This window comes from Paenibacillus sp. FSL K6-4396 (assembly GCF_038002525.1).
GTDB lineage: Bacteria > Bacillota > Bacilli > Paenibacillales > Paenibacillaceae > Paenibacillus > Paenibacillus amylolyticus_B.
This window is the reverse complement of sequence record NZ_JBBOCR010000001.1, coordinates 4,775,644-4,800,112: the sequence shown is the minus strand read 5'-3', so window position 1 is coordinate 4,800,112 and position 24,469 is coordinate 4,775,644. Positions and strand designations below refer to the sequence as shown.

Sequence of the window (24,469 nt, the reverse complement as noted above, 5' to 3'; positions counted from 1 at the left end):
GAAGAGGAGGAGAGTCATGAGCCACAAGGTTACGATAGTAACAGACAGTACGGCAGATATTCCCGAAGAACTCATTCGCAAATACGGGATTCATATTGTTCCGCTACGTGTTCTATTCGGTGAAGAGACCTATGCAGATGGCGTTGATCTGACTTCGGAACAGTTCTACGAAAAGTTGAAGAAGGTATCTGTGTTGCCTACAACCTCACAGCCATCTCCAACCGATTTCATGGATGTGTACCAAGCATTGCTTGATGAGAACCCGGAACGCCCGATTGTATCGATCCACCTGTCATCCGGCATGAGTGGTACCTATCAATCGGCCATGCTTGGCAAGTCTTTGCTGGAGCGTGAGGGTGACATCACCGTGCTGGATTCGAAGTCAGCTTCGTATGGATACGGTCTAATGGTAGTACAGGCTGCTGAACTTGCCGAACAGGGCAAGTCAGCAGTCGAGATCACTGCTGCCATTGAAGGGATGCAACAATCTCGCAAGTTGTTCTTTCTTGTAGATACTTTGGAGTATCTGCAAAAGGGCGGTCGGATTGGCAAAGCTTCAGCCATCTTGGGAACGTTGCTTAACATTAAGCCGATCCTGTCTATTGATGAAGAAGGCGTTATCTACGCAGTTGAGAAAGTCAGAGGTCATAAAAAAGCAATGGCACGCATTATTGAGCTGTTCCAGAAGGATCTTGCAGGCAAACGGGTGAACCTGGCGGTAGGTCATACCGCTGACCCGGGATCAGCGATCGCTTGTGCAGAGCAGCTGCGGGGTCATTTTACACTGAATGAAGTGATCTATACCAATATTGGAGCCGTAATAGGCAGTCATGTTGGACCTGGTGTCATTGCGATCTTTATGTGGCCTGTTCCGGAATGAGGGATTAGACATGAAATTGGAAGAAATATCAGTTAAGCAAATTAACGGCGTGAGTGCTCTCAAAGAGGGAGAGCTTCACGCCTTTGGCATCTCTACTGTTAAAGACCTGCTTGAATATTATCCGTTCCGTTACGAGGATTATCGTCTGCGTTCACTTAGTGAAGTGAAGGATGGGGACAAGATTACGGTCCAGGGGCAGGTAATGGGTATTCCTGTATTACAACGATACGGTAAAAAGTCCCGTCTTACCTGTAAGATCATGACGGAAGAGTGGATGATTACAGCCACCTGGTTCAACCGCCATTTCCTCAAAGAACAACTTACCCCCAATCGGGAGATTGTGATTACGGGAAAATGGGAACAAAAACGCATGCAGATGACAGTGACTGACTCGGAGTTCCCTGATAAAGGCGATGGGCGTTCAGGTACACTGCAACCTGTATATTCGGTAACCGGCAAACTGACGCAACAATGGATGCGGAAAACGATCAATCAGGGATTAATTCAATTCGGAGATATGATTCCTGAGATTCTGCCTCAGTCCTTGATGAAGAAATACAGCTTGATGCCTCGTAAACAGGCGATTGCGGGAATTCATCGTCCACAGGACAACCGGGAAGGTCAACAGGCCAGACAGCGGATGGTGTATGAAGAGCTGTTTCTGTTCCAGTTGAAAATGCAGGCGTATCGCGCGCTCAACCGAAATCGCATGGATGGTGTAGTGCATACCACGGACAATACGACGATTCGTGAGTTTGTACGCAGTTTACCTTTTGAACTGACAGATGCTCAGAAAAAGGTGGAGCTTGAAATTCTGCATGATATGCGTTCGCCCTATGCAATGAATCGGTTATTGCAGGGTGATGTAGGGTCGGGTAAAACGGTTATTGCGGCAATTGCACTATACACGACTGTTCGATCTGGGTTCCAAGGGGCTCTGATGGTGCCTACAGAGATTCTGGCGGAGCAGCATATGCGCTCACTGCAAAAGCTGTTTGAACCGTTTGGGGTAACCGTAGGGCTGTTAACGGGCAGTGTAAATGGACGCAAACGCAAAGATCTGATCGCCTCATTGCAAATGGGCATGATTGATATCGTGGTGGGTACACACGCCCTGATTCAGGAAGATGTTTTCTTCCGTGATCTGGGTCTTGTGGTGACGGACGAGCAGCATCGCTTCGGAGTGAATCAGCGCAGCGTTTTACGACGCAAAGGATATAACCCGGATGTTTTAACGATGACGGCAACGCCAATTCCACGGACACTTGCGATTACTGCTTTTGGGGATATTGAAGTATCCACGATCTCGGAGCGTCCGAAAGGACGGATTCCCATCTCTACGTATTGGGTTAAACACGATATGATGGAGCGGGTGCTCGGGTTTATCTCCAGAGAAGTGGATCAGGGCCGTCAGGCCTATCTGATCTGTCCACTTATTGAAGAGTCGGAGAAGCTGGATGTCCAGAACGCGATTGATCTGCATGTGCAGATGCAGCAGAACTTTCCGAAATATCGTGTAGGTCTGTTGCATGGACGGATGACGGCTGCGGAGAAAGAAGAGATGATGCGGGACTTCTATAGCAATGATATTCAGTTGCTTGTCTCCACCACCGTTGTCGAGGTTGGGGTCGATGTGCCAAATGCCACGTTGATGGTCATTATGGACGCGGACCGCTTCGGTCTCTCCCAGCTGCATCAGCTTCGTGGTCGGGTCGGTCGTGGTGCGCATGCTTCCTATTGTGTACTCATTGCTGATCCCAAGACGGAGGTCGGACAGGAGCGTATGAAGGTCATGACGGAAACCGAGGATGGATTCGAGGTATCTCGTCGGGATCTGGATCTCCGGGGTCCGGGTGATTTCTTTGGTACCAAACAGAGCGGATTACCCGAGTTCCGTCTTGCCGATATGGTTGCCGATTTTGCTGTGCTCGAACAAGCCAGAGATGACGTGACCCACTTAATTGAGGATGCGACCTTCTGGACCTCTATGGACTATGCACCTCTGCGTGATTTCCTACAGCAACAGCAAGTATTCAAGGGTGATCTGATTGACTAAAGCTTGCCATAATAGCGGGTTTTTCGTATTACCTTTGTAAAAAAAGACAAGTGTACAAGCCCTCCCGACATATGAATAAGAAGTGAGTTCATTCTTTTGGGAGGTGCTATACGTTTTGGGTTATCAACAATATGGAATTAGTCCGCAGCTGGTGGAGCGGATCAAATTAAAGATGAAAAATCCCGCTGTCAAAGAGCGTATCAAAAAGTTGATTGATGGCGTGACCAAGTCTGATTTGCAAGATAAGGCCAAGGTCAGAAGGTTGGTCAAGTCTTCCGCTGTCATTATGAATGAGAATTTCTCTCCGGCGCAGGAGGAGCAGTTTGTTGCGTTTGTGCTCGCGCAGAAGATTGATCCGAACAATACGTTTCATTTGATTAAGCTGTGGGGGATGTTTAGGTAGGGATTCGATGTAATGTGGGTGGAAAAAACATTCGTTTACACGAGGGCACTACGATGACAGAATAACCTTCCGAGCGCTGTTATCCCCGGATTTTCTGATTGACCCTTTCCAAGGGTAAAATCCGGGGATAAAGGCGCACGCTTCGCTTCTTTAGGTTATTTCTGTCCTCTCCGTTGTTGTGTAAATTGATATATTTTATAAAACCAAATTACATCGAATGTTTATGAAGTAATTTTAGGTGGGTGGGGCGTTCTATAAGTTAGGAAGATGACTTATGGAACGCCCTTTTGATTGTTATAACTAGGGACAAGCCTTGTGGCAATTACTGTTGAATATTCGTTTTAGTTATCGAAATGACCTATGACCTTGCTTGTGTTACCGCAAAAACAAAGTTTTCATTGAGTATGTTATGTTGGTTAAATCGACCATCTTATTACTTGCGAGCTTCAAGGAATATGGGCTGATGGAAGAAGGGCAGTACCTGCCGAATGATCGATAAGAGCCACAACAACGAAAACAAGGAACTGGGCCATCATGCATGGCCTGGTTCCTTGTTTTTTGCGGTGAAGGATTTGTGTTGCTTTCGGTATTCCTCTGGGGTCCAACCGGTCAATTTTTTAAACACCCGAAAAAAATATTTTGGATTGTCGTAACCCAGCTGTTTGGCAACCCGGTAGATTTTATCGTCTGTGCTCGTTAAAAGCTGCTTGGCTTGCCTGATCCGTAGTCTGTTTACGTAATCAGTGAAGTTCTCGGATGTCTTTTCTTTAAATAAATGACTGAGGTAACTCGGGTTCAGGTAGAACAGGGACGAAACCCATTCCAGCGTTAAATCCTTGGTATAGTGATTATCGATATATGTCCTGACGTTGTCGATCACTTGATCTGATGCGTAGGGGTTGTCTTCCTTAAGCAGAAGAGCTGTTTCCGTCAGCACCTTTACCATGTAATGCCTAATGCACTCCATATCGAACGAGACGTTCAGGACGGCCTCCAAGCTGGAAGAGGCGCTACTGTTGCCTCCGTTCTGGATATAGTTACTCAGCAGCCGTTTGGTTTCCGTGATAATGTCTCTGCACTGCTCTTTCAGGTGGGCAAGCAAAGCGTCAGGCTGGCGTATGTAGAAAGCAAAGAAATCGGTGATGACCTCTTCCACCTTCGGCACATTCCCGCTCTCTATAAAAAATAACAGTTCATATGTTCGAGCCCACTTCAGTTGATGTAGTGGAATTTGCTCCCGTGAAAATACGTAACATTTGCCAAAATCGGTAAAGGCTCGTTCGTCCAACGCAAGGATCGTTTGATGATGAGCTTCTCGGACCCCACCAATGCCTGTATGAGGCAAGCTGATCCCCACACAACAATCCGTAGTTTCAGATTTGGTCAAAATGATACTCGCAGTTTGTTCCGCCATTTTCTGCAAATCAAGCTGGCCTGAGTAATCCAGATCATGCATCAGGAAAAACAGTACCTGATCCGTTTGTGGATGAGGAATGTACAGGCCATTCGAAAAGGTAGGTAGTTGCTGTGCTGTAAGCGGTTGAGGACCATAAATCGTCAATAAAATGAACTGGTCAGATGCCATGATGGCGGCAAATTCCGCAGAGCGGAACACAGGTGTTTTGATGGACGAATGGGGAGCCAGCACATAATTCAGGAAGGCTTGCATGTCTGCATCCCTTTTCATCTGCTCCGTTTCTACTTCTCTTAGAACGACTTCCCGCTGAAGAGAGCGCTCCTGTTCGATGGCATGGATGGCTTGGTGGAGCGTACCGTGGATCTCTTCCCGGCTAAAAGGCTTCAACAGGTAATTTACAACTTTCGCAGAGATGGCCTCCTGCATATAATCAAAATCGGTATGCCCGCTAATGACAATTAACTTGATGCGCGGATATTGCTGGCATACTGTCCTGATCAGCAACTTGCCGTCTACCTCGGGCATGCGCATGTCCGTAAAGATAATGTCCGGCTTGAAGGATTCAATCAAAGCCAAGGCATCTGCCCCGTTATCTGCTTCGCCTAAGAGTTCAAGCGAGTGCTCAAAAGTCCCGATTTTTTTCAACAAACCTTTGCGGATCAAGGGTTCATCGTCCACAATGATATACGTGTACATCTCTTGGTCACCTCTTTTCCCAATTGGACGGAATTTCGAGTGTAATTCGAGTTCCTGTATTCAAATCGGTATGAAACGAAAGGCCGTAACCCTCTCCGTAATACAAAGCAATTCGTGAATGCACGTTTTTGATGCCGATGCTTTGTTTATGCCTTTGACCAACGGCGACGAATTCAGGTGGCTGCTGGAGCAATTGTCGAAGTTCTTCCGCTTGCGTTGAGGACATGCCCACGCCATCGTCCCAGATCTCGAACACGATGCTGTCCCCCTGAAACAAACCGGTAATGGTAACGGAACCCTTCCCACGTTTGTTCTCCAACCCGTGATAGATGGCATTTTCCACGAGTGGTTGCAACAGAAGTTTCAGCATGCGACGACTCCGAATTTCCGGGTCCACATTCAGGTTGAACGCGAACTTGTCACCATACCGAATCTGCTGGATGGCCATGTAGTTTTCTACATGCTGGATTTCTTCGCTGACCGCGACCAGCTCGCTGTCCGTTTTGATGCTGTAGCGGAACATGTCCCCGAGTGACTTGGTCATCACCACAATACTCTCAACTTCTTCGATCTCGGCAATGCTATTAATCGACTCCAGCGTATTGTAGAGGAAATGGGAGTTGATCTGTGCTTCCAATGCCTTCATCTGGGAGTCCAGCATGAGGATTTTATTCTGGTAACTCTCTCGGATATGCGTATCGATGTCTTTCATCATTTTGTTGAACTCATGGTAAAGGATTCCAATCTCGTCGACTTGCCTCGTTACTTGAGGCTTGATGGTCACAAAACGATGAGATTTGGTTTTGCGCATCAGTTTGGTCAATTCGATGATGGGTTTGGTGATCAGATTGGACAAGAAAAAGGAAAGTAGAAGGAAAATGACGGCACAACTTATGGCCACGTATAACAGCAACTTTTGCGAGATGTTGTACTCCTCATACAGCCGATCCATAGAGATGTTGGCAATCACGTTCCAATTGCGGCCGGGAACCTTTTGAATTACCGTCATCATGTTATCTTGGATGAATTTGTACTGTGAACTGTTGCCGACTTGATGCGTTGCCGCAGCCAGAGTATCGGAGAGAGGCGTGTGAACTCTACTTCCGTCGCTGGAGTACAGGATCTCGCCAGCGTCGTTCGCTAGATATAGATTGGACAAGCTTGGTGCCGGATTACGTTTTAGACCGTCAAAAATGTTCATACTGCAATCCAGCATAAACACGCCTAGGAACTCGTTGTTGTTGGGATCGTAAAGAGCTCTGGAGAAGCCAATGGATTCCTTGGCGTTAATGATGTAAGGTTTGACGCCAACTTCACCAATATACAAATCGCCTTTACGCTGGATCGTATCCAGATACCACTCATCGCGAAGTGCGACATAATCGAGGCGTAGGTCAGTGCCGCTACTGCCATAACTTATCCATTTCCCATCAGGTGTGAAAAGGTACAAACCATTGATGTAATTGTAACCAAGCAGAATGTTTTCAAAGATCAATTTCAATTTGCTGCGGATCATGAAGATTTCATATTGATCGTTGGTACCGTTCAACTTGATTAGTTCATCACTCACAGTGCTGTAAGCGGTTGCATTGGAAGACTGCTGAAGGAGTGTGACGGAGATCCGGTCGATGTTCTGCAAAATTTCCTCCATGCTCTTGACCGAATTGCCTATAGTTGTCGACGTCACGAGAGAGGTCTGCTCATTCACCAGCTTCGTGTAGCTGCGATAGGAACTGACAGAAACAACGATAATTGGCACGATTGATACGAGGACGAGGACCAGAAAAAGTTTAGTTTTGATGTTGAACAGAATCATACGTGCTCCTCCCGCCATTTGTCAATTCTAAAAATAGTGCACCATACGAGCCAAAGCAAATGCACTTTTGCCCACCGTATGATGAGAATGTGCACAAAGCAAGAATAAACATGAATTGGGGGAATGACAAGATGAAAAAAAGAAAACGACTGTGGTCCCTAACTTTGGTACTGCTCATGATGTTTCTGAGCGCATGTAGCTCTAGTAGTCAGGAGGGGAGCGGCACGGATAATAGCAACGGGAGTTCAGATGAATCAGGAAAGCCGATTACGTTGACGATGATGCTATCGGGAAACAAGGCGTCTGATGGAGAGGATTTCGAGTTGGAAACCTTGCCGCGTCTGGTAAAAGAGAAGTTTCCGAACATTACCCTTGAAGTGCAGAAATTGCCTGATGATCAGTACAATACATCCGTACGTACCAAGCTTGCGGCTGGACAGGGGCCGGATATGTTCTTGATTTTTCCAAAGAATGCAGCTGGCGGCGTCAATGATTTCGCAAAGGCAGGATTTGCTGCTGATCTATCCGATCTGAAGTTCTGGGACAACATCAGCCAAGGCGCGAAGGCAGATATGTCCTATGAGGGAAAACCTTATGGAGTGGCCAAAGGACTAGACTTCCTCGGCGTTTATTACAACAAGGAGTTGTTACAGCAGGCCGGATATTCCGAGTTTCCGAAGGATTGGCCTTCGTTCCTGGAGTTGTGCCAAAAGTTGCAGGCTGCGGGCGTAACGCCAATTGCGATGGGGGATAAGGACCCTTGGATGATCCAATTCGGTATGTACCCGATTGCGGCCAATGTTGTCTATCCAAATGAGATGGATTTTGATGTCAAACTGCAGAACGGCGAAAAATCGCTGACTGATCCAAAGTGGGTTCAAACGATATCGAAATACAAAGGGCTCTATGATAACAACTACGTCGTTAAAAACTCGCTTGGTATTGGCAGTGCCCAATCTGCACAGTTGTTTATCGACGGGAAAGCAGCCATGACCTTTACGGGAACATGGGATTATGCCTCCATGACGTCCAAAGGCGCTGCCGAATTTACTCGCGGATTCGCTTCATTGCCAGGTAACGAGCCGGAACAGCCGGTGTTTGTATCTGCTGCAACATCTGCCGGATACGCTTTGAACGCCAAATCGGCAAACCTGGATGCAGCCAAGGAAGTACTGAACTACCTGTTTGATGGTGAATCCGATCTGTTCAAAGCATTTGCGGAAGCCAACAGTTCCATCAGCGTCTATAAGGACGTAGAACTTGAAAACGAATTGTTTAAGGAAGTGAATGACAACTATCAACAAACTGGTAATTCCGTCTACTTCAGCAACCAGATGTGGCCAGCCGGAGTATCGGACGTCATGCAGGCAAAGTTTGCCGAGATTATTGCTGGACAGAAAACAACACCAGAAGATGTGGCAAACGCCATGGAAACCAAGTTTAGAGAGCTGTGGAAAAACTAGAACAAAACGATGCTGTCTGCTGTAAAGGGGAGAATGATTGTCCTTCTTCCCTTGCCGCAGGCCCCTTGGAAAGGATGGAGCAGGATGAGCTCTACTGTAATGAAAAAGTCCATGTACTGGTTTGCTTTGCCGGCATTGATCTTCTACCTGACCTTCTGGATCTTCCCGATCCTGCGGTTGTTCCAGTACAGTATAACGGACTATAACGGGTACGCCCAAGCCTATAACTATATCGGTTTCGACAACTATAAGGAATTGTTCCGGAGCGACATCCTAGGTATTTCTTTAAAAAATACACTGATCTATACGTTTGTCACCGTCATAGCTGGCAATATCATCGGTTTAGCAATGGCATTACTGTTAAACATGAAAATAAGAGGAACCGGGATTTACCGTTCCCTGGCGTATATTCCCACATTGTTCAGTGCGATTGTCGTCGGCTTTTTGTGGAGCTACGTCTATATGCCGGATTACGGGCTGATTTCTTCCTTTCTCGATAAACTGGGTATCGCAAATGAACTGAATTTCCTGGGTGATTACTCGACCGCACTGTATTCTATTATCTTCGTGGAAATCTGGAAGACGATCGGAACGACAATGATTATCTTCCTTGCAGGACTACAGACTGTTCCAAGCGACCTGTTGGAAGCCGGACGGATTGATGGCTGCGGCTCATGGAGATTGCTGCGACATGTGAAGATTCCATTACTGGCAACAGCAATTACAATCAACGTGACGTTAAGTTTGATCAATGGACTCAAAGCGTTCGACTTCCCGTTTATCATGACAAATGGCGGTCCCGGCACGGCTACCAACACGCTGATTTATACCATCTACAAGATGGCATTTACCGAACAACTCTTTGGTAAAGCTTCGGCTCTTGGTGTCATTTCCTTTGCCGTGATTATCGTCATTACCGCTGTTTTTGTCCTGAAAATGAACAAACGGGAGGTGTCGGCATGATGCTTCGTAAAGTTTTGGGGAAAGGGTCCGTTCAGGTCGTTGTGTTGTTGGTGATGGCGTTAAACCTGATTCCGTTAATTATTGCCTTTTCGACATCACTCCGCGATCCAAGCAACAACACAAATCCGCTGGTCCTGTTCCGGGAGATGTCTTTTGCAAGTTACAAGGCTGCCTTCGATCGCATGCACTTTCCGGAAGCGCTATGGAACAGCGTGGTGTTAACCGGCGTATCGGTCGTGTTTGTTGTCCTGTTTGCGGCGATGGCGGCCTACCCGATGGCCCGTTTGAAGACAAAGCTAAGTAAGTTCATGTATTTGTTTTTTTTGTCCGGACTCGTGGTACCTGCGCAAATGGTATTGATACCGATCGTGCAAATGATCAATGCACTGCATATTCCAACGAATCAATATACGCCTATTTTCATGTTCATTACGTGCAGTCTGCCGTTTTCAACTTTCCTGTACACGGGCTTCATTCGAAGTGGTGTGCCTGAGGAGGTAGAAGAAGCGGCGCACATCGATGGGGCGGGATTATTCCAACGGTTCTGGACCGTCGTGTTCCCCTTACTCATTCCGGTAACGGTTTCGGTCATTATTACGCAAGGTGTCTGGATTTGGAACGATTATTTCTTCAATATGATCTTTATTTCCAGCGCAGGAGATTCACCGTTACCACTGGCCATGCTCGGATTTTTGGGCGATCAGCAAAATCCCACGCAGTGGAATGTCCTGTTCGCAGCGTGCTTTCTGTGCGCGCTACCGTTGCTGCTGGCGTTCTTGTTCCTGCAAAAATATTTTATCGGTGGTATGACCGTTGGGGCGGTCAAAGGTTAAGGAGGACACTGCAATGAATGAAAAATTGATAAACAACGTCTGGCTGGAAAAAGCACAGCGTCTAATGCCGGAGCTTCGCCAGCAAAAGGTCTATCCGGAACATATCGTGAGCGCAGTTCCGGATGCGGCGGCTTTTCAGGGATGGCGTATTGAGTCGCTTGGCCCAGCGGAGCACTGGTCCGATCAAGTGCTGCGCAAGGGAGACAGTATTACGCTGGATTTCGGGGAGCATCTCGTCGGTTATCTGACCTTGTCGCTTCTTAACGAACGTAGCAATGCAGATGCACCTCTCAGGTTGAAGCTCACATTTGGAGAAATGCCCTGTGAGGTCGGTGAGGATTTTGCAGAATATTCGGGTTGGCTTAGCCGTTCATGGCTTCAAGATGAGATCGTGAATGTGGACGTGTTACCTAGCACGCTAACACTGGACCGTCGGTATGCCTTTCGGTATCTGAAAATCGAGGTGGTAGAAACGTCGATCCGTTACGATATTCGAATTAACGATATATATTGCTTGACGGTGACTTCAGCAGACATAGGGGCAGTACCTCAATTGCCTGAAGGTATCGACACGGAGTTGCTGGAAATAGATCGCGTGTCCGTGAAGACACTCCGGGATTGCATGCAGACGGTATTCGAAGATGGACCGAAGCGCGATCGACGTTTATGGATCGGAGATCTTCGCCTCCAGGCCCTCGTCAATTATGAAACATTCGGCTGTAATGATCTCGTCAAGCGCTGTCTGTATCTCTTTGCCGGAACGAGATTGGAGGGAGGCCAGGTAGGCGCCTGTTTGTACGAACAGCCGGAACCGTATGTGGATGACATTTACCTATATGACTATGCGTTGTTCTTTATTGCGACATTATGGGACTATTTTGAAGCTACGAAGGACAGGGAAACGTTGGAAGAACTTTGGCCGATCGCTCAAGAGCAGATTGAGATTGGACTTAAACGACTTGATGAGCGGGGCATCGTAAGGGATGACGATACATGGTATTGTTTTCTGGACTGGCATGAAGAACTAAATAAACAGGCTGGTGCTCAGGCAGTTCTCATCTATAGTATGAAAAGGGGAAGGTTGATTGCCGAAGAACTAGGGCTGCCGGAGTATGAGGAATGGATTAACGCACACATCAAAGACGCTGAGCAAGCAGCCCTCGCACATCTGTGGGATGGTGAGCAGGGCTTTTTCGTCAGTGGTGAAAAAAGACAGGTATCCTGGGCATCGCAAGTATGGATGGTACTGGCTGAGATCATGGATGCTCCAGCGGCCCGGCAATTACTTGATCGGTTAACGAGTAACGAAGAAGCTATTGGCATGACCACGCCGTACATGGTTCATCATTATGTTGATGCATTGCTTATGTGCGGGGAAGAGGAGCGGGCACTGGAGCAGATCCGAAGGTATTGGGGCGGTATGCTGAAGGATGGAGCGGACACTTTCTGGGAGCTCTACGACCCGGACGACAAAACGTATTCTCCTTATGGCAGCAATTTGGTCAACAGTTATTGCCATGCTTGGAGCTGCACACCAAGTTATTTTATCAGGCGAAATTTTTCGTAGTTTTGGACTTGAGGTCAATCAGGTACGTCTGGTTGGCCTTTTTGGATTAGTTTCAGGATTGAACTATAGAGCCAGCCATGCCTATTGTTTTTATTTATCTGTTTTTGTTCGTACCGTTAAAAGAACGAGTGGCTATTAATGAAGCGATAAATACGAATATTAAAATAAAGTTATATGGGTTTCCTTTAAGGTTGTAGACTTGAACGATGAGTGTCAGAGTTGAGATGCTTAAGATTATTCGCAGGACAATCGCCGATGAGCGATCGGGAATAATTGGAATAACATGACAACTAATTATAACATAGGTTTTTCTGGAGTCGGATATTTTCATAGAAGTTAAGGGATGAACTATCATATGCATGCATGGTGCTGTCTTGTTGATGTTTTTTCACAGGATGGACTTTGCTTTCCTCCGGGGGGAGCGGTAAACTGTTGCATACGAGCTTTATGGATTAATGTCCTAGATGTTCTTTCAAAAAGGCGTGGCTGTGTCGGTATGCATTTTATTTTTCAAACAGATGTGGAGGAAGTACGATTGGAAATGTTTACGATGCTGCTAGGTTTATTTGAACGGGCGGCGCTGTTGATTATATTTTTATTCTTTCTGTCGAGGGTGCCAAGGTTTAGGCAGATTCTGCAAAAGGGGAAATTAAGGTGGCAGGAGTCTATTGCGGTTACCTTGTTATTCTGTGCTTTTGCCATTTTCGGGACATATACGGGCATTAATGTTGAAGGTTCACTGGTGAATGTACGGATCATCGCCGTGTTATCGGGTGGTATTTTGTTCGGAGCGCCTGTGGGTATTATTACGGGGATTGTTTCAGGGGTACATCGGTATTTGATTGATATGGATGGAGTCACAGCTATACCGTGTCTGATCACAAGTATCCTGGCGGGTCTGGTCTCCGGATATATACATAAGTACACGCCCAAGCCCAAGCGATGGATTATCGGTATTGGTGCCGGAATGATCTGTGAAGCGCTCACGATGTTATTAATCCTGCTATTTTCCTATCCCGATCCACTGGGTGCTGATATTGTCTCGCAGATTGCGCTTCCTATGATTCTGGGTGAAGTCAACATTGGGCTGATTGTGCTCTTGGTGCAGAGTGTGGAAGGGGAAAAGGAAATGATTGCAGCTCGTCAGGCGAAGCTGGCACTGGAGATTGCAAACAAAACCTTGCCGTATTTTCGATCGATTGATGAGGATTCTCTGCGCAAAATTTGCCGGATTATTCAGGAGGATATTCAGGCCGATGCGGTTGCAATTACGGATACCCGGAATGTGCTGGCGTATGTAGGATTTGGTGAAGAACGATACCATATCGGTAATGAAATTATAAGTGAGATGACCAAGAAGACAATATCCAGCGGGGAGATTACGATCAGTAATGATGTGATTGATGAAAAAACACCCGATATCCACTCGCTGTTAATCATTCCGCTCAAAGAACGAGGAGACATTACAGGTGCGCTCAAAATCTATTATCGCAAAGCGTACAAAATTACGTATCCATTACAAACGATGGCTGTAGGTCTATCGCAGATCATCTCGACCCAGATGGAGGTATCACGGGTAGAGGAGATCAAGGCTGCTGCCAACAAAGCAGAGCTGCGTGCATTACAGACAACCATACATCCTCATTTTCTATTTAATGCGCTAAATGCGATTGCATCGTCCATTCGAACCAAACCGGATCGAGCGCGGGAGCTGATTGTGAACCTATCCGGGTACATGCGCTACAATCTGGAGCTGTCGGATGAGTTAATTGATATTCATAAGGAGCTGGAGCAGGTCCGTAATTATGTAGAGATTGAGAAAGCTCGCTTCGGTAGTCGGCTTAACGTGATCTATGACATTGATGAGGTCGCGGTGCATATTCCGAGTCTTGTTATCCAACCGCTCGTCGAAAATGCAATTATTCATGGCATTCTCAAGGTCAAAGGACCTGGGACTGTTCGAATTCGGGTGCAGGATTATCCGGAGTTTGTGCGAATCAGTGTCAGTGATACAGGTGCAGGCATCAGTGTAGATATTATTGAACGGGTCTACCACGACCGTATGCCTGGTAACCAGATCGGGCTATATAATGTGCATCGCCGGGTCAAGCTTATCTACGGACAAGGTGTAACCATTACAAGGCTGGAACAAGGAACGGATATTTTATTTGATGTGCCCAAAGGAGATGTCGTAACAAGGTGATGATGGATCAATGAGAGCTCTTATTGTGGAAGACGAGATTCTGGCAAGTGAGGAATTGAATTATTTAATCCAGGAACATAGTCAGATTGAAGTGGTGGATTGCCTTGAAGATGGGCTGGATGTACTGAAGTTTTTGCAGGAACAAGAAGTAGATGTTATTTTTCTCGATATCAATATTCCCTCGCTGGACGGTATGATGCTGGCCCATCATATTGGGAAATTTGCAACGAAACCCTACATTGTATTTACTACGGCGTATAAGGAACATGCAGCGGAAGCCTTTGAGTTGGAGGCATTTGATTATATTCTGAAACCGTATGACGAGAAACGAATTGCTGCAATGCTCCATAAGCTGGAGCTCGCATTCAAACGTGATCATGCGCCGGTGGAGCAACATGTTGAGGATGGACCAGCCCCTACGGCGGACGGATCTGCTGCGCATGGTGAACTGGTACGAGAACGAGATACGAATTCCCATACAGACAGAAGAATTAATTTGCTGCGGAATGACAATATTATTGTTACGGATACGGCAGATATCTACTATGCGGAAGCACAAGAGAAAGTGACGAAGGTATATACCAAAAATGGGGAGTTCACCATGCCAGTGAGCATATCGGATTTTCACAGCCGTCTGCCACAGGATACGTTCTTTCGCTGCCACCGTTCGTATGTCGTAAATCTGTCGCAAATCCGTGAAATAGTACCTTGGTTCAACAATACGTATCTGCTCCGTCTGCGCGATTTGGAAGCTGAAGTGCCTGTGAGTCGCGGGAAGGTCAAAGAATTCAGGCAACTCATGCGCATCTAGAAGCATTTCATTCCGCATCTGATGCAACTCATGCTCAAAACGGTGTGATGAATCCCCTTTCATGTATGATTAGCTTGTGAACGCATTCATGTATATGACATCGGCAAAGGGGAGATCACGATGAAAGCAACCATTTCATCCGTTTCATCAACACCTGAATCAACTTCTGCACCTACAAAAATGAACCGCTGGCTTATTGTATTGGGGACCATCATTGTACAAATGGGTCTTGGAACCATCTATACTTGGAGTTTATTTAATCAACCGTTGTCTGATCGTTTCGGATGGGACGTCAGCTCGGTCGCGATAACTTTTTCAATTACCAGTTTTGCTTTGGCATTTGCCACATTGTTTGCAGGCCGGTTGCAGGAACGTTGGGGTCTTCAGCGTCTGATCCGTGTAGCCGGGGTTGTGCTTGGGCTGGGTCTTATTCTGAGTTCCCAAGTCACTTCGCTAACACTGCTGTACATTTTGGCTGGATTTGTCGTTGGTTTTGCAGATGGTACGGCGTACATTACGTCGCTGTCTAATCTGATCAAATGGTTCCCGGAGCGTAAAGGTCTAATCTCGGGGATCTCGGTCGGCGCCTTTGGTACTGGTAGTTTATTGTTCAAATATGTGAACACGGCATTGATTGGTGCCGTTGGTCCTGCTCAGGCATTTATGTACTGGGGCATTATCGTTCTGGTTCTGGTGGTTGCGGGATCATTCCTGATCCGTGAAGCGGTTGTTCGTGAACAGGCTCCGGCAAGCAAGGAAGGATCCAAACAAGTCGTAGCACGTCATGACTATACGGTAAAAGAGATGCTGCGTACAAAAGAAGCGTATATGCTGTTTGTTATTTTCTTCACGGCGTGTATGAGCGGTCTGTACCTGATCGGTATTGTCAAAGATATCGGTGTACAGCTTGCAGGTCTTGATGTAGCTACCGCTGCAAACGCAGTGGCCATGGTTGCAATCTTTAACACGGCAGGACGTATTATTCTCGGTGCGCTGTCGGATAAAGTAGGACGAATGAAAGTCATCGCTGGTGCGTTGCTGGTTACAGCCGTAGCTGTCATGACACTTAGTCTGGTTCCACTGACCTTCGGGATCTTCTTCGCCTGTGTGGCGGCCGTTGCATTCTGCTTTGGCGGTAACATTACGGTATTCCCGGCGATTGTGGCCGATTACTTCGGACTGAAAAATCAAAGCAAAAACTATGGTGTGATCTATCAGGGATTTGGATTTGGTGCCTTGGCAGGATCATTCATCAGCGCCTTGCTGGGCGGCTTCCATCTAACCTTCATCGTGATTGCTGTACTCTGCGCTGTCTCGCTGTTGCTCGCACTGATCATTACCCCTCCAGGTGAAGGTCGTCGTGCACGTCAACGTGAAAAACAGATGAACCTTAACCCTTCATCACGGGCAAGCTAACAACATGCACTGGAAGTACGGAACTGAGGATATTTCTTCATCTTAAAAAGCAAATTAAAATAAAGTAAGCAAAGCGGTCTCCAGTTGAGGCCGCTTTTTGGTATCTACAGTTGTCAGATTGCTGACTTGTTGGCCTATCGGATCATCTGGCTGCCTGCAAGCGTGGTGCCTTGTGTGCATTCCATCATTCGCATCTGTTATACTCTAGGTGAAATCAACAAGACCAAGATAAGTTATGTACCCCAGAGGAGGCACATCATGAAGTTCATTAAATACACACAACCTGATTTTGATGATTATTATGCGTTGGTTTCCAATATGGAAGTAATGAAACAGATTACAGAACGTGCAATACCCGAGCAAGAGGCGAGAACGCAATTCGAGTCCATGCTGGAGTTTAATGAGCGTTCCACTTGCGGACATTACCGGGTATTTAGTGAAGATGGTGCCGGTGTGGCGTATGCCAAATTGATTCCGGATCAGGAGGACCCGACCAAGGCTGAGATAGGTTACATGATCCTGCCTGAACATTGGGGCAAAGGTCAAGGCACATCCATAGCGTCACGGTTGATTATTCAGGCACAAGCCGCAGGGATTGGATCACTCTATGCAGTTATCGATCCGGGTAACGCTGCTTCCCGCCGGATCTTGACCAGACAGAACTTTGTATCCACCTGGACAGGTGATTACGATGGTCTTCCTGGTGAGATTTTGGAGTTAAATCTTCAAACGAAGCGGTAAAGGAACTGTTCTGAGGGTAATCAGATAATACAGGACATCTTGCATGAGATGGCTGGAACTCATTATCATCATGGTGCATGGGTTCAACATTTCATGCATGATGCTTGCTTATATAGAGATGTGGAGGAGATGACATATGAGCAATTCAACCATGGAACGTCTGAATGCATTACTGCCGGAGTGGCTGGAGACCAGTCGTTTGCACACCGGGCAAGGTAAGGTGGCTTCTTATATCCCGGAGCTTGTCAAAGCCTCTCAGGATGAGCTCGGTATACATATCATGGACGCCGAAGGGAACCATGTGTCGGCAGGGGATTGCGGTGTCCCATTTACGATGCAAAGTATCTCCAAAGTATTTACCCTTATTCTGGCCCTGATGGATCATGGGGAAGAAGCAGTTTTCTTTAATGTAGGAAAAGAACCGACAGGCGACGATTATGATTCGATGATCAAGCTTGAATTGGTTGAACCCGGAATCCCGTTTAATCCATTAATCAATGCGGGTGCGATTACGGTGTCCTCGCTTGTTGGAGGAGACTGTAAGGAAGAGAAATCACGGCGTATTCTGGAGTTTTTCCGCAAACTGGCGAATAATGATCAGCTGGGCTATAACGAAGAGGTATTCCAGTCCGAATCGGAGAGCGGTCATATGAATCGTTCACTTGGCTACTTTTTGAAGCACAACGGGGTCATTAAGGATGATGTTGAAGACGTGCTTGCCGTGTATTTCCGTCATTGCTCCATTGAAGTGACGTGTGCAGATCTGTCTCGAATGTCACTCGTTCTGGCCTATAATGGAACAGATCCAATTACGGGAGAAGAACTCATCCCTCGTCGCTATGTTCAGATTGCCAAAACCTTCATGACCACCTGTGGTATGTATAATGCATCAGGCGAATTTGCCATCGAGGTTGGTTTGCCCGCCAAAAGTGGAGTATCCGGAGGGATATTGACCCTTGTACCGGGACAATTCGGCATAGGTCTTGTTGGCCCGGCTCTGAATCGCAAAGGCAACAGTATTGCCGGCGTGCATCTGCTGGAGCGTCTGTCCAAGGAATTCGACTGGAGCTTTTTCTAAGAAGTTTTTCAGAAAAAAGAAGCTTTACCCTTTTATGTAGGCGATGAATCACGTATCCGATATTTTGCTTCTTTAGAACGAAGCGAATGGTCTGGATATGTCTCGTCGGCTGCTTTTGGTATTCACCTGGAAGTGTAGGAAGACAGTCCTGCATGGCAGCGGCTATGCTGCATCTATCATGGAATATCCACAACATCGGGGTTGGTATATCTCCCTTCAGTCATCGGCTAGGGCCACATCTGTAATGAGGTTCATCTGAATATCCCGGGACCCATCTTCCATCAGTAGTCTGAGGGTACGGGCCGGACGGTCCAGTCGAAGTACTTGACCAGTATAACGGATATCGTCATGTTCGTGAAACAACGTAATAGTGATCCTATCTCCAAGCATCATCGAGTTGCTGAGCAAACGGGACATTTCTTCTGCGGCCTGGGTATCCAGGGATGGGCGGGTACGAGGAGCAAGTTGTTCCTGATGAAGAATGTAGGCTTCCCGGTGTTCAGGGAGCATCATGCGTGAGGACTCGAAGATACCGTTTTGCTGCAATTTTTTACTCATTTATAATGACCTCCAATTTTATGAGAACGTTCATGGGCTTGCGCGGACGAGCAGAGGGAGGATGCCCGCATAATGGCGGTTTCTCCGTACCTGCGCTTGATATCATCCGTGGCACGTTCCAGTTCTCTTTTGCGTTCGCGGTCATCAAACCAGGACAGCTGCACTTCGGAATCGGGTACAAGTCCGGTCAATGACACGCTGATGCGGCGGATGGGTAATCCGTCCCAATGGCGCAGGAACAGAGCTGCTGCCGCATCGTATACTTCATCCGTAATGTTGGTGGGTTCATTCACCTTCATCTGGCGGGAGAAACCGGTTGGCCGATCATAATCCTGTCCGCGACATCCAACCGAGACCACATGGCCCATGAGTGATTTGTCCCGGGAACGTCGACTGACGAGTTCCGCCAGTTCAAGCAGTACCACTTTGATATCTTCCCAAGAGTCATAGTCCCGGGGCAGCGTCATTTGATGTCCGATTCCCTGCTGCTGATGAGCATATGTCCCGGGTTTGACCGGGGAATCATCAATACCGCGGGCGATACGCCATAGTACTTCCCCATTCACACCCCAACGTTCTCTCAGTCGGGACAGTGGGGTCTGGGCCAGATCACCGATCGTATGGACCCCCATTTTATAGAGATGCTGCGCCATGCGGGAACCTACCATGAACATGTCTCGTACAGGCTTCTGCCAGATGGTGGACGGCAGATCTTTGCGAGGCAACGTGCAGATGCCGCCAGGGACTTTTTTGGCATATAGATCACAGGCCATCTTGCTAACGACCTTGGTATCACTGATACCGATTCGAATATACACACCCGTCTCATCCATCACCCTCGATTGAATGCTGCGTGCAATCGTCTCGGGGCTGCCAAATAGATCCAGGCTTCCGGTGACATCGAGAAACTGTTCATCAATACTATAGGGTTCCACCAGATCGGTGTAAGACTGAAGGATACGCGTAATATGAAGGGACACCCGAATGTACTCGGCCATCCGGGGGCGGACAACAACAACATCCGGACATTTGGCGAGCGCTTCGCCCAGTCGTTCTGCTGTCGTAATTCCATAGGACTTGGCGAGTGGACAGGCCGCAAGAATAATACCCGAACGGCGCGCAGGATCTCCCGCAACAACGAGGGGGCGGTCCTTGTATTCGGGATGTGCAGACTTCTCCACACTGGCATAGAATGACTGGCAGTCGGCCAGCATGATGACACGTCTGTCTTGGCGGGGCATAAGACTTCTCTGCTTATCCGTGATGCTAAGCTCATCTGTTAACGTCGATTATGTTCATTTGAACATCGATAATTAACAGTTTATTTACATTATGGAACAAGTGTTCTTGTTTTATAAGCATATCCGACAATTCGAAATGCAGCAACCGGAATTATTTTGCAAATTGGACACAATTATGGGTTAGCTATATTAGAGGCAGAAATTAGGAAATAAGATGTGCTTTTTACATTTAATGTGAGAGATCCGTGACCTATGGGTGATGACCGGGCGTTCATTTGGGTTTTTGTAAAAGGGTTATAAATGGGCACAGTCCTATAGAGGGGGACTGATGTCCTTTTTTGATTTTCTGCATTTTTCAGAAAACCTTGATGTGACGCGGAATATCGCTGATGCGTTATCGGACTATAGTATCAATTTTGTAATCTTTATGGTTAATACTGTAAAAAGGTCCGCAACTTTAAAATATAACTCGCGTTTAATGGGGTATGTGTTCAAACGGCAAACGTTGCCTGTACCCGCGTTGCACATAACAATAAAGGTTCCAGAATTGCAAGATCAGCAGGGCATCTAATCCATGCGATTCCAGCAAATATTAGCGTTTGGGAATCAGACGTATCTCAGAGGCTTCCCGGTGCTAGTTGATGGCTCTTTTTACGAATTATGGGCAGAATGTTCCATTTCATGTTTGCTTCCATCAGCCTAGATACAAATGCAGAGTCTTAGCGCTATAGTGAGAACTACACCGCTGACATCTCTACCAAGCGGACATCCGAAGCGGAAAGATTCGTAAACTTCATGTTGGACCATTCGATGTTGAAGCAGGATGCATATTAGAGAGGTGAGCAATCTAAAGACATGAGCAGACAAAGACGAAGACGCTGGCTATTAACGGTATTGACAGGAGCAGTGGTGGTGACCGGTGGGATATTTGCCGGATGGCACTATATGCAACCCAAGCTCGTTACGTACACAGCGGAGAACGGCACGGAGATGAAATTCAAGACCGATGGAGACCGGTTCATGGAATACGGGCCAGATGGAACGTGGAGGGAGATGTTCGTCAAAGGTGTCAACCTGGGCGCAACTTCACCGGGGCATTACCCGGGAGAATTCCCGCTGACCAAAGAGGATTACTTGCGGTGGTTCCAGCAGATCGAGGATCTGGGAGCCAATGTAATCCGGGTATACACGGTTCACGAACCGATTTTCTACTCTGCATTGGTCGAATATAACCGCGGCCGGGAGCAACCGTTATATTTTATACAGGGCATATGGTCACCTGAAGAAGAGCTGATTGAGAAGCAGGATGCCTATGCGGCCCATATTGAGCAGACGTTCAAGCAGGAGATTGAAAAGGCCGTATCTGCTGTCTATGGCGATGCGGACATTCCTGCCAAGCAGGGAGAGTCCAGCGGCAAATACAAAACGAATGCAGGAAAATACCTGATGGCCTGGCATGTGGGGACGGAATGGGACCCGGCAATGGTAGACAACACAAACGCAAAACATGCGGACGTACCGCAATACAAGGGAGTTCATTTCTCGGCTAGTCCAGAAGCATCACCGTTCGAGAACTGGCTCGCAGAGCTGCTGGATCATACGGCGGTCCTGGAGAAGAAGTATGGGTGGGAACATCCGATGACCTTCACCAACTGGGTAACGACCGATGTGCTGGATCATCCCGGCGAGCCGCTGTATGAAGAGGATCTCGTCAGTGTGGATGCCCGACATATTCAGCCGGAGGCGTGGCAGGGAGGTTATTTTGCAGCCTACCATGTGTACCCGTATTACCCGGATCTGTTCCATATCGATAAAACACTCCAAACCATCAAGGATGAGAACGGTGAGTACAACACGTACAAAAGTTATCTGCGCAAGCTGAAAGCCGAGTTTTCCGATATGCCTGTAATGATTACAGAGTATGGCGTACCTTCTTCTCTTGGTATTTCCCATCTGGGTATGGGAGGACGGAATCAGGGTGGACATAACGAAGTAGAGCAGGGAGATATTGACGCGTCACTGACGCAGGATATCTATGATGAAGGATACTCGGGAGCGATTGTGTTCATGTGGCAGGATGAATGGTTCAAAAAAACATGGAACACGATGCCACTGGAAATCCCGGCTGATCGCCGTGCATATTGGCTGAACGTACTGACAAACGAGAAGATGTTTGGTCTGCTTGCCATGGACCCCGGTAAACAGGAACAGTTGACCATCGACGGATCACTGGATGACTGGGATGATCTGAAGGATGAAGAGGTCACGACCTGGCAGGGCCAAGTGGACGGCATTCAGGAAATGAAGATGACCCATGATGAAGCCTATCTGTATATTGGGCTGACCTTGGATCAACCTTTTGACCCGGAGAAGACAGTGCTGCGAATTGGCACAGATACACTTGCTGGAGGCAGTCAGCCTGACAAGTTACTCCCGGGCCGGACACTCAGTGATGGTCTTGAGACAGTGATTACACTGGGGCAGGATGAAGAATCACAGGTGGAGATTGCCAAGGATTATGACTTTAATCAGCGTCTGTATGGCAAGGATGGATACGATATGCTGCCAGATCAGCAGTCAGATTCCTCAGATAATCCGTTCCACCCATGGAATCTGGCAGTCAGCCTGAGGATGACACCGCCGGATACCCGATCTGCTCAACCGTTCATGAATGAAAAGGTCGGAACATTGAAGCGAGGAACGACGGCTCCCGGCCAGCCTGATACGGATTCATTAACGTCATGGCAGTATAACGGCAATCAGGTGGAGATGCGAATTCCCTGGATGCTGCTTGGGTTCGGTGATCCGAGTTCGCTGCAAGCGATCGACTATGGACCGCTCAAGAATGGACGTGAGTTCTCCACAGTTGCTGTGGAAGGCGTTACCCTCATTCCGTGGTTAACGGACCGCGCCACGAAGAAAGTATCTTGGCCTGGGGGTGAACAGACGACCCTGGATCTGAAGACATTGCCGGTATATAGCTGGCAGCCTTGGGAGCAGGTGCAGTATAGTGAACGCCTGAAGCTAAGCTACGAAAAAATGAAGAAGAGTTATGAAAAAATTCCTAGTTTTCAGATCGAATAAATGAGTATAAAGGAGGACCTTTTCACATGTTTCCAAGTTTGGCTTTGGCCTATCTGTTTTTGTACATCTGTATCGCACTTGTTGTTGTAGGCGTCATCGTATTGTTTGCCATGAAAATGTCCCACAATGGCAAACGACGCAAGACGGCGTTTTATGAATTGAAGCAGCGTGACTATTTCACCTATCTGCAAATAGCCTTGACTGAGAATAGTCCACTCAAATTGCCACCAGGCAAACTGGCTCCGCTGGAACGCAGAGTCATTCAGGACAGACTGATTGAATGGATCGACCAGTTCAAGGGTGAGTATCGCGACAAATTAATCGCGCTGTGCCATGAAGCAGGATTCGTAGAGCATGATCTGAAGGAACTGGGCCGTCTGCGTTATGGTCGCCAGATTGATGCAGCTTATCGCTTGGGTGGCATGCGTTGTCCCGAAGCCGTTCCGGGTTTGATGGAATTACTGAAGGATGAGAAACCGGGCCCGATGGCCATTATGATTGGTCGATCCATCTCCAGATGTACGACTCGGCAAGGTGAACTGAAAGACATGCTCGCTTTGCTGTTAACCAAAGGTAAGTCCATTCACCATCTGGCAGCAGATATTCTGCTCGAAACGAGTCTGGATACGAGCAGAATTCTAATTGAATTGCTGGAAGACCGGAATCCTGATTTTGTCAAAGTCGGACTGGTTGCCATGTGGGGACAGGCTGTACCTGAAGTGATGCCTGCACTCGACAGACTGGTAGGCGCAGAACATCAGGATGTACGTGCCGAGGCGGTGAAGCTGTATCTTAGCGCAAGTCCGGCACTCCGGGATGAGACAATCCTGAAGCTGATCCAGGACCCCGATCCGGAAGTTCGCGCCGAAGTGGTACAAGCGCTTGGTTACAAGCATGCATCTGGCAGCATTCCATTGTTGCGCAAAGCGCTTCGGGATGAAGACTGGAGAGTTCGATATAACAGTGCGGAGAGTCTGAGCAAGCTCGGTGAACCCGGATTCGAAGCGCTGTGTCAGGCTGCGGTGCAAGGTACAGTTGCTGAGCGCGAGATTGCGATGCAGCAGATTGAGAGTACCATGCAGCACACGAGAACCGATGACAGAGCTGTAGAGCAGATGATTGCACATAACAAAAAAAGACTGCTGTACGATCGCTATTTTGGCCCTGTACGAGAGAACAGAACCAGCAAGAAGCGCACAGGTGTCGCTACGGTAGGAGGGGATTACACTGCTTAGGGATCTAC

The 24,469-nt window shown here is 47.5% G+C and carries 18 protein-coding genes; 14 read left to right on the top strand and 4 right to left on the bottom strand.

The window, feature by feature from the left end:
* Window positions 1–16 precede the first annotated feature (16 nt).
* From MHB85_RS21100 to MHB85_RS21090, 3 genes are all read left to right on the top strand, one after another.
* Window positions 17–880, top strand: coding sequence for a DegV family protein (locus tag MHB85_RS21100; RefSeq protein WP_036614594.1), 864 nt, complete (start codon window positions 17–19; stop codon window positions 878–880).
* Between the two features lie 10 nt (window positions 881–890).
* Complete coding sequence (gene recG / locus MHB85_RS21095) at window positions 891–2,936, top strand: ATP-dependent DNA helicase RecG (RefSeq protein ID WP_076250891.1); 2,046 nt, start codon at window positions 891–893, stop codon at window positions 2,934–2,936.
* A 115-nt stretch (window positions 2,937–3,051) separates the two neighbouring features.
* Entirely contained in the window at window positions 3,052–3,339 is a 288-nt protein-coding gene (locus MHB85_RS21090; protein ID WP_036614589.1) for a stage VI sporulation protein F, read from the top strand.
* Between the two features lie 532 nt (window positions 3,340–3,871).
* Here MHB85_RS21090 and MHB85_RS21085 read toward each other — a convergent pair.
* Window positions 3,872–5,452, bottom strand: coding sequence for a response regulator transcription factor (locus MHB85_RS21085; RefSeq protein ID WP_341073644.1), 1,581 nt, complete (start codon window positions 5,450–5,452; stop codon window positions 3,872–3,874).
* Between the two features lie 7 nt (window positions 5,453–5,459).
* Window positions 5,460–7,268, bottom strand: coding sequence for a sensor histidine kinase (locus MHB85_RS21080; RefSeq protein ID WP_341073643.1), 1,809 nt, complete (start codon window positions 7,266–7,268; stop codon window positions 5,460–5,462).
* 131 nt (window positions 7,269–7,399) lie between these two features.
* On the opposite strand from MHB85_RS21080, the gene MHB85_RS21075 reads away from it, so the two are divergent.
* The 9 genes from MHB85_RS21075 (at window position 7,400) to glsA (ending at window position 18,343) form a co-directional block, all read left to right on the top strand.
* Window positions 7,400–8,731 carry an ABC transporter substrate-binding protein gene (locus MHB85_RS21075; RefSeq protein WP_341073642.1) on the top strand — a complete coding sequence of 444 codons (1,332 nt, stop codon included), beginning with the start codon at window positions 7,400–7,402 and terminating at the stop codon, window positions 8,729–8,731.
* An 84-nt stretch (window positions 8,732–8,815) separates the two neighbouring features.
* Complete coding sequence (locus MHB85_RS21070; RefSeq protein ID WP_036614579.1) at window positions 8,816–9,694, top strand: carbohydrate ABC transporter permease; 879 nt, start codon at window positions 8,816–8,818, stop codon at window positions 9,692–9,694.
* Window positions 9,691–10,527, top strand: a complete 837-nt coding sequence (locus tag MHB85_RS21065) for a carbohydrate ABC transporter permease (RefSeq protein ID WP_076318917.1) — start codon at window positions 9,691–9,693, stop codon at window positions 10,525–10,527. The genes MHB85_RS21070 and MHB85_RS21065 overlap by 4 nt, the downstream gene beginning before the upstream one ends.
* A 13-nt stretch (window positions 10,528–10,540) precedes the next feature.
* Window positions 10,541–12,094 carry an alpha-L-rhamnosidase-related protein gene (locus MHB85_RS21060; RefSeq protein WP_341073641.1) on the top strand — a complete coding sequence of 518 codons (1,554 nt, stop codon included), beginning with the start codon at window positions 10,541–10,543 and terminating at the stop codon, window positions 12,092–12,094.
* A gap of 550 nt (window positions 12,095–12,644) precedes the next feature.
* The gene (locus MHB85_RS21055) at window positions 12,645–14,297 is read left to right on the top strand and encodes a LytS/YhcK type 5TM receptor domain-containing protein (RefSeq protein ID WP_445739058.1); all 1,653 of its coding nucleotides are present in this window, start codon (window positions 12,645–12,647) and stop codon (window positions 14,295–14,297) included.
* 10 nt (window positions 14,298–14,307) lie between these two features.
* Window positions 14,308–15,108: a LytR/AlgR family response regulator transcription factor gene (locus MHB85_RS21050; protein ID WP_341073640.1), complete on the top strand. Its 801-nt coding sequence runs from the start codon at window positions 14,308–14,310 to the stop codon at window positions 15,106–15,108.
* Window positions 15,109–15,288: 180 nt separating this feature from the next.
* Window positions 15,289–16,524: an L-lactate MFS transporter gene (locus tag MHB85_RS21045; RefSeq protein ID WP_036675050.1), complete on the top strand. Its 1,236-nt coding sequence runs from the start codon at window positions 15,289–15,291 to the stop codon at window positions 16,522–16,524.
* Between the two features lie 258 nt (window positions 16,525–16,782).
* Complete coding sequence (locus MHB85_RS21040) at window positions 16,783–17,265, top strand: GNAT family N-acetyltransferase (RefSeq protein ID WP_091028682.1); 483 nt, start codon at window positions 16,783–16,785, stop codon at window positions 17,263–17,265.
* 136 nt (window positions 17,266–17,401) lie between these two features.
* Window positions 17,402–18,343, top strand: coding sequence for a glutaminase A (gene glsA / locus MHB85_RS21035; protein WP_017687474.1), 942 nt, complete (start codon window positions 17,402–17,404; stop codon window positions 18,341–18,343).
* A gap of 216 nt (window positions 18,344–18,559) precedes the next feature.
* Here glsA and MHB85_RS21030 read toward each other — a convergent pair whose 3' ends face one another.
* The gene (locus tag MHB85_RS21030; protein ID WP_341073639.1) at window positions 18,560–18,901 is read right to left on the bottom strand and encodes a YolD-like family protein; all 342 of its coding nucleotides are present in this window, start codon (window positions 18,899–18,901) and stop codon (window positions 18,560–18,562) included.
* A complete protein-coding gene (locus MHB85_RS21025; protein WP_215078241.1) occupies window positions 18,898–20,142 on the bottom strand; it encodes a DNA polymerase IV in 1,245 nt (414 codons plus the stop codon). The genes MHB85_RS21030 and MHB85_RS21025 overlap by 4 nt, the downstream gene beginning before the upstream one ends.
* An 855-nt stretch (window positions 20,143–20,997) precedes the next feature.
* Between MHB85_RS21025 and MHB85_RS21020 the strand changes: the two genes are divergently transcribed.
* Together MHB85_RS21020 and MHB85_RS21015 are read left to right on the top strand one after the other, a co-directional pair.
* The gene (locus tag MHB85_RS21020) at window positions 20,998–23,226 is read left to right on the top strand and encodes a hypothetical protein (RefSeq protein WP_341073638.1); all 2,229 of its coding nucleotides are present in this window, start codon (window positions 20,998–21,000) and stop codon (window positions 23,224–23,226) included.
* A gap of 26 nt (window positions 23,227–23,252) precedes the next feature.
* Complete coding sequence (locus MHB85_RS21015; RefSeq protein ID WP_341073637.1) at window positions 23,253–24,461, top strand: HEAT repeat domain-containing protein; 1,209 nt, start codon at window positions 23,253–23,255, stop codon at window positions 24,459–24,461.
* The last annotated feature ends 8 nt before the right edge of the window (window positions 24,462–24,469 follow it).

Bases quoted from the DNA above. Each gene is read 5' to 3' on its own strand.
- MHB85_RS21070 (WP_036614579.1), top strand. From the start codon at position 8,816: ATGAGCTCTACTGTAATGAAAAAGTCCATGTACTGGTTTGCTTTGCCG.
- MHB85_RS21040 (WP_091028682.1), top strand. From the start codon at position 16,783: ATGAAGTTCATTAAATACACACAACCTGATTTTGATGATTATTATGCG.
- MHB85_RS21075 (WP_341073642.1), top strand. From the start codon at position 7,400: ATGAAAAAAAGAAAACGACTGTGGTCCCTAACTTTGGTACTGCTCATG.
- MHB85_RS21080 (WP_341073643.1), bottom strand. From the start codon at position 7,268: ATGATTCTGTTCAACATCAAAACTAAACTTTTTCTGGTCCTCGTCCTC.
- MHB85_RS21085 (WP_341073644.1), bottom strand. From the start codon at position 5,452: ATGTACACGTATATCATTGTGGACGATGAACCCTTGATCCGCAAAGGT.
- MHB85_RS21020 (WP_341073638.1), top strand. From the start codon at position 20,998: ATGAGCAGACAAAGACGAAGACGCTGGCTATTAACGGTATTGACAGGA.
- MHB85_RS21015 (WP_341073637.1), top strand. From the start codon at position 23,253: ATGTTTCCAAGTTTGGCTTTGGCCTATCTGTTTTTGTACATCTGTATC.
- recG (WP_076250891.1), top strand. From the start codon at position 891: ATGAAATTGGAAGAAATATCAGTTAAGCAAATTAACGGCGTGAGTGCT.
- MHB85_RS21025 (WP_215078241.1), bottom strand. From the start codon at position 20,142: ATGCCCCGCCAAGACAGACGTGTCATCATGCTGGCCGACTGCCAGTCA.
- MHB85_RS21055 (WP_445739058.1), top strand. From the start codon at position 12,645: ATGCTGCTAGGTTTATTTGAACGGGCGGCGCTGTTGATTATATTTTTA.
- MHB85_RS21100 (WP_036614594.1), top strand. From the start codon at position 17: ATGAGCCACAAGGTTACGATAGTAACAGACAGTACGGCAGATATTCCC.
- glsA (WP_017687474.1), top strand. From the start codon at position 17,402: ATGAGCAATTCAACCATGGAACGTCTGAATGCATTACTGCCGGAGTGG.
- MHB85_RS21030 (WP_341073639.1), bottom strand. From the start codon at position 18,901: ATGAGTAAAAAATTGCAGCAAAACGGTATCTTCGAGTCCTCACGCATG.
- MHB85_RS21060 (WP_341073641.1), top strand. From the start codon at position 10,541: ATGAATGAAAAATTGATAAACAACGTCTGGCTGGAAAAAGCACAGCGT.
- MHB85_RS21045 (WP_036675050.1), top strand. From the start codon at position 15,289: ATGAACCGCTGGCTTATTGTATTGGGGACCATCATTGTACAAATGGGT.
- MHB85_RS21050 (WP_341073640.1), top strand. From the start codon at position 14,308: ATGAGAGCTCTTATTGTGGAAGACGAGATTCTGGCAAGTGAGGAATTG.
- MHB85_RS21065 (WP_076318917.1), top strand. From the start codon at position 9,691: ATGATGCTTCGTAAAGTTTTGGGGAAAGGGTCCGTTCAGGTCGTTGTG.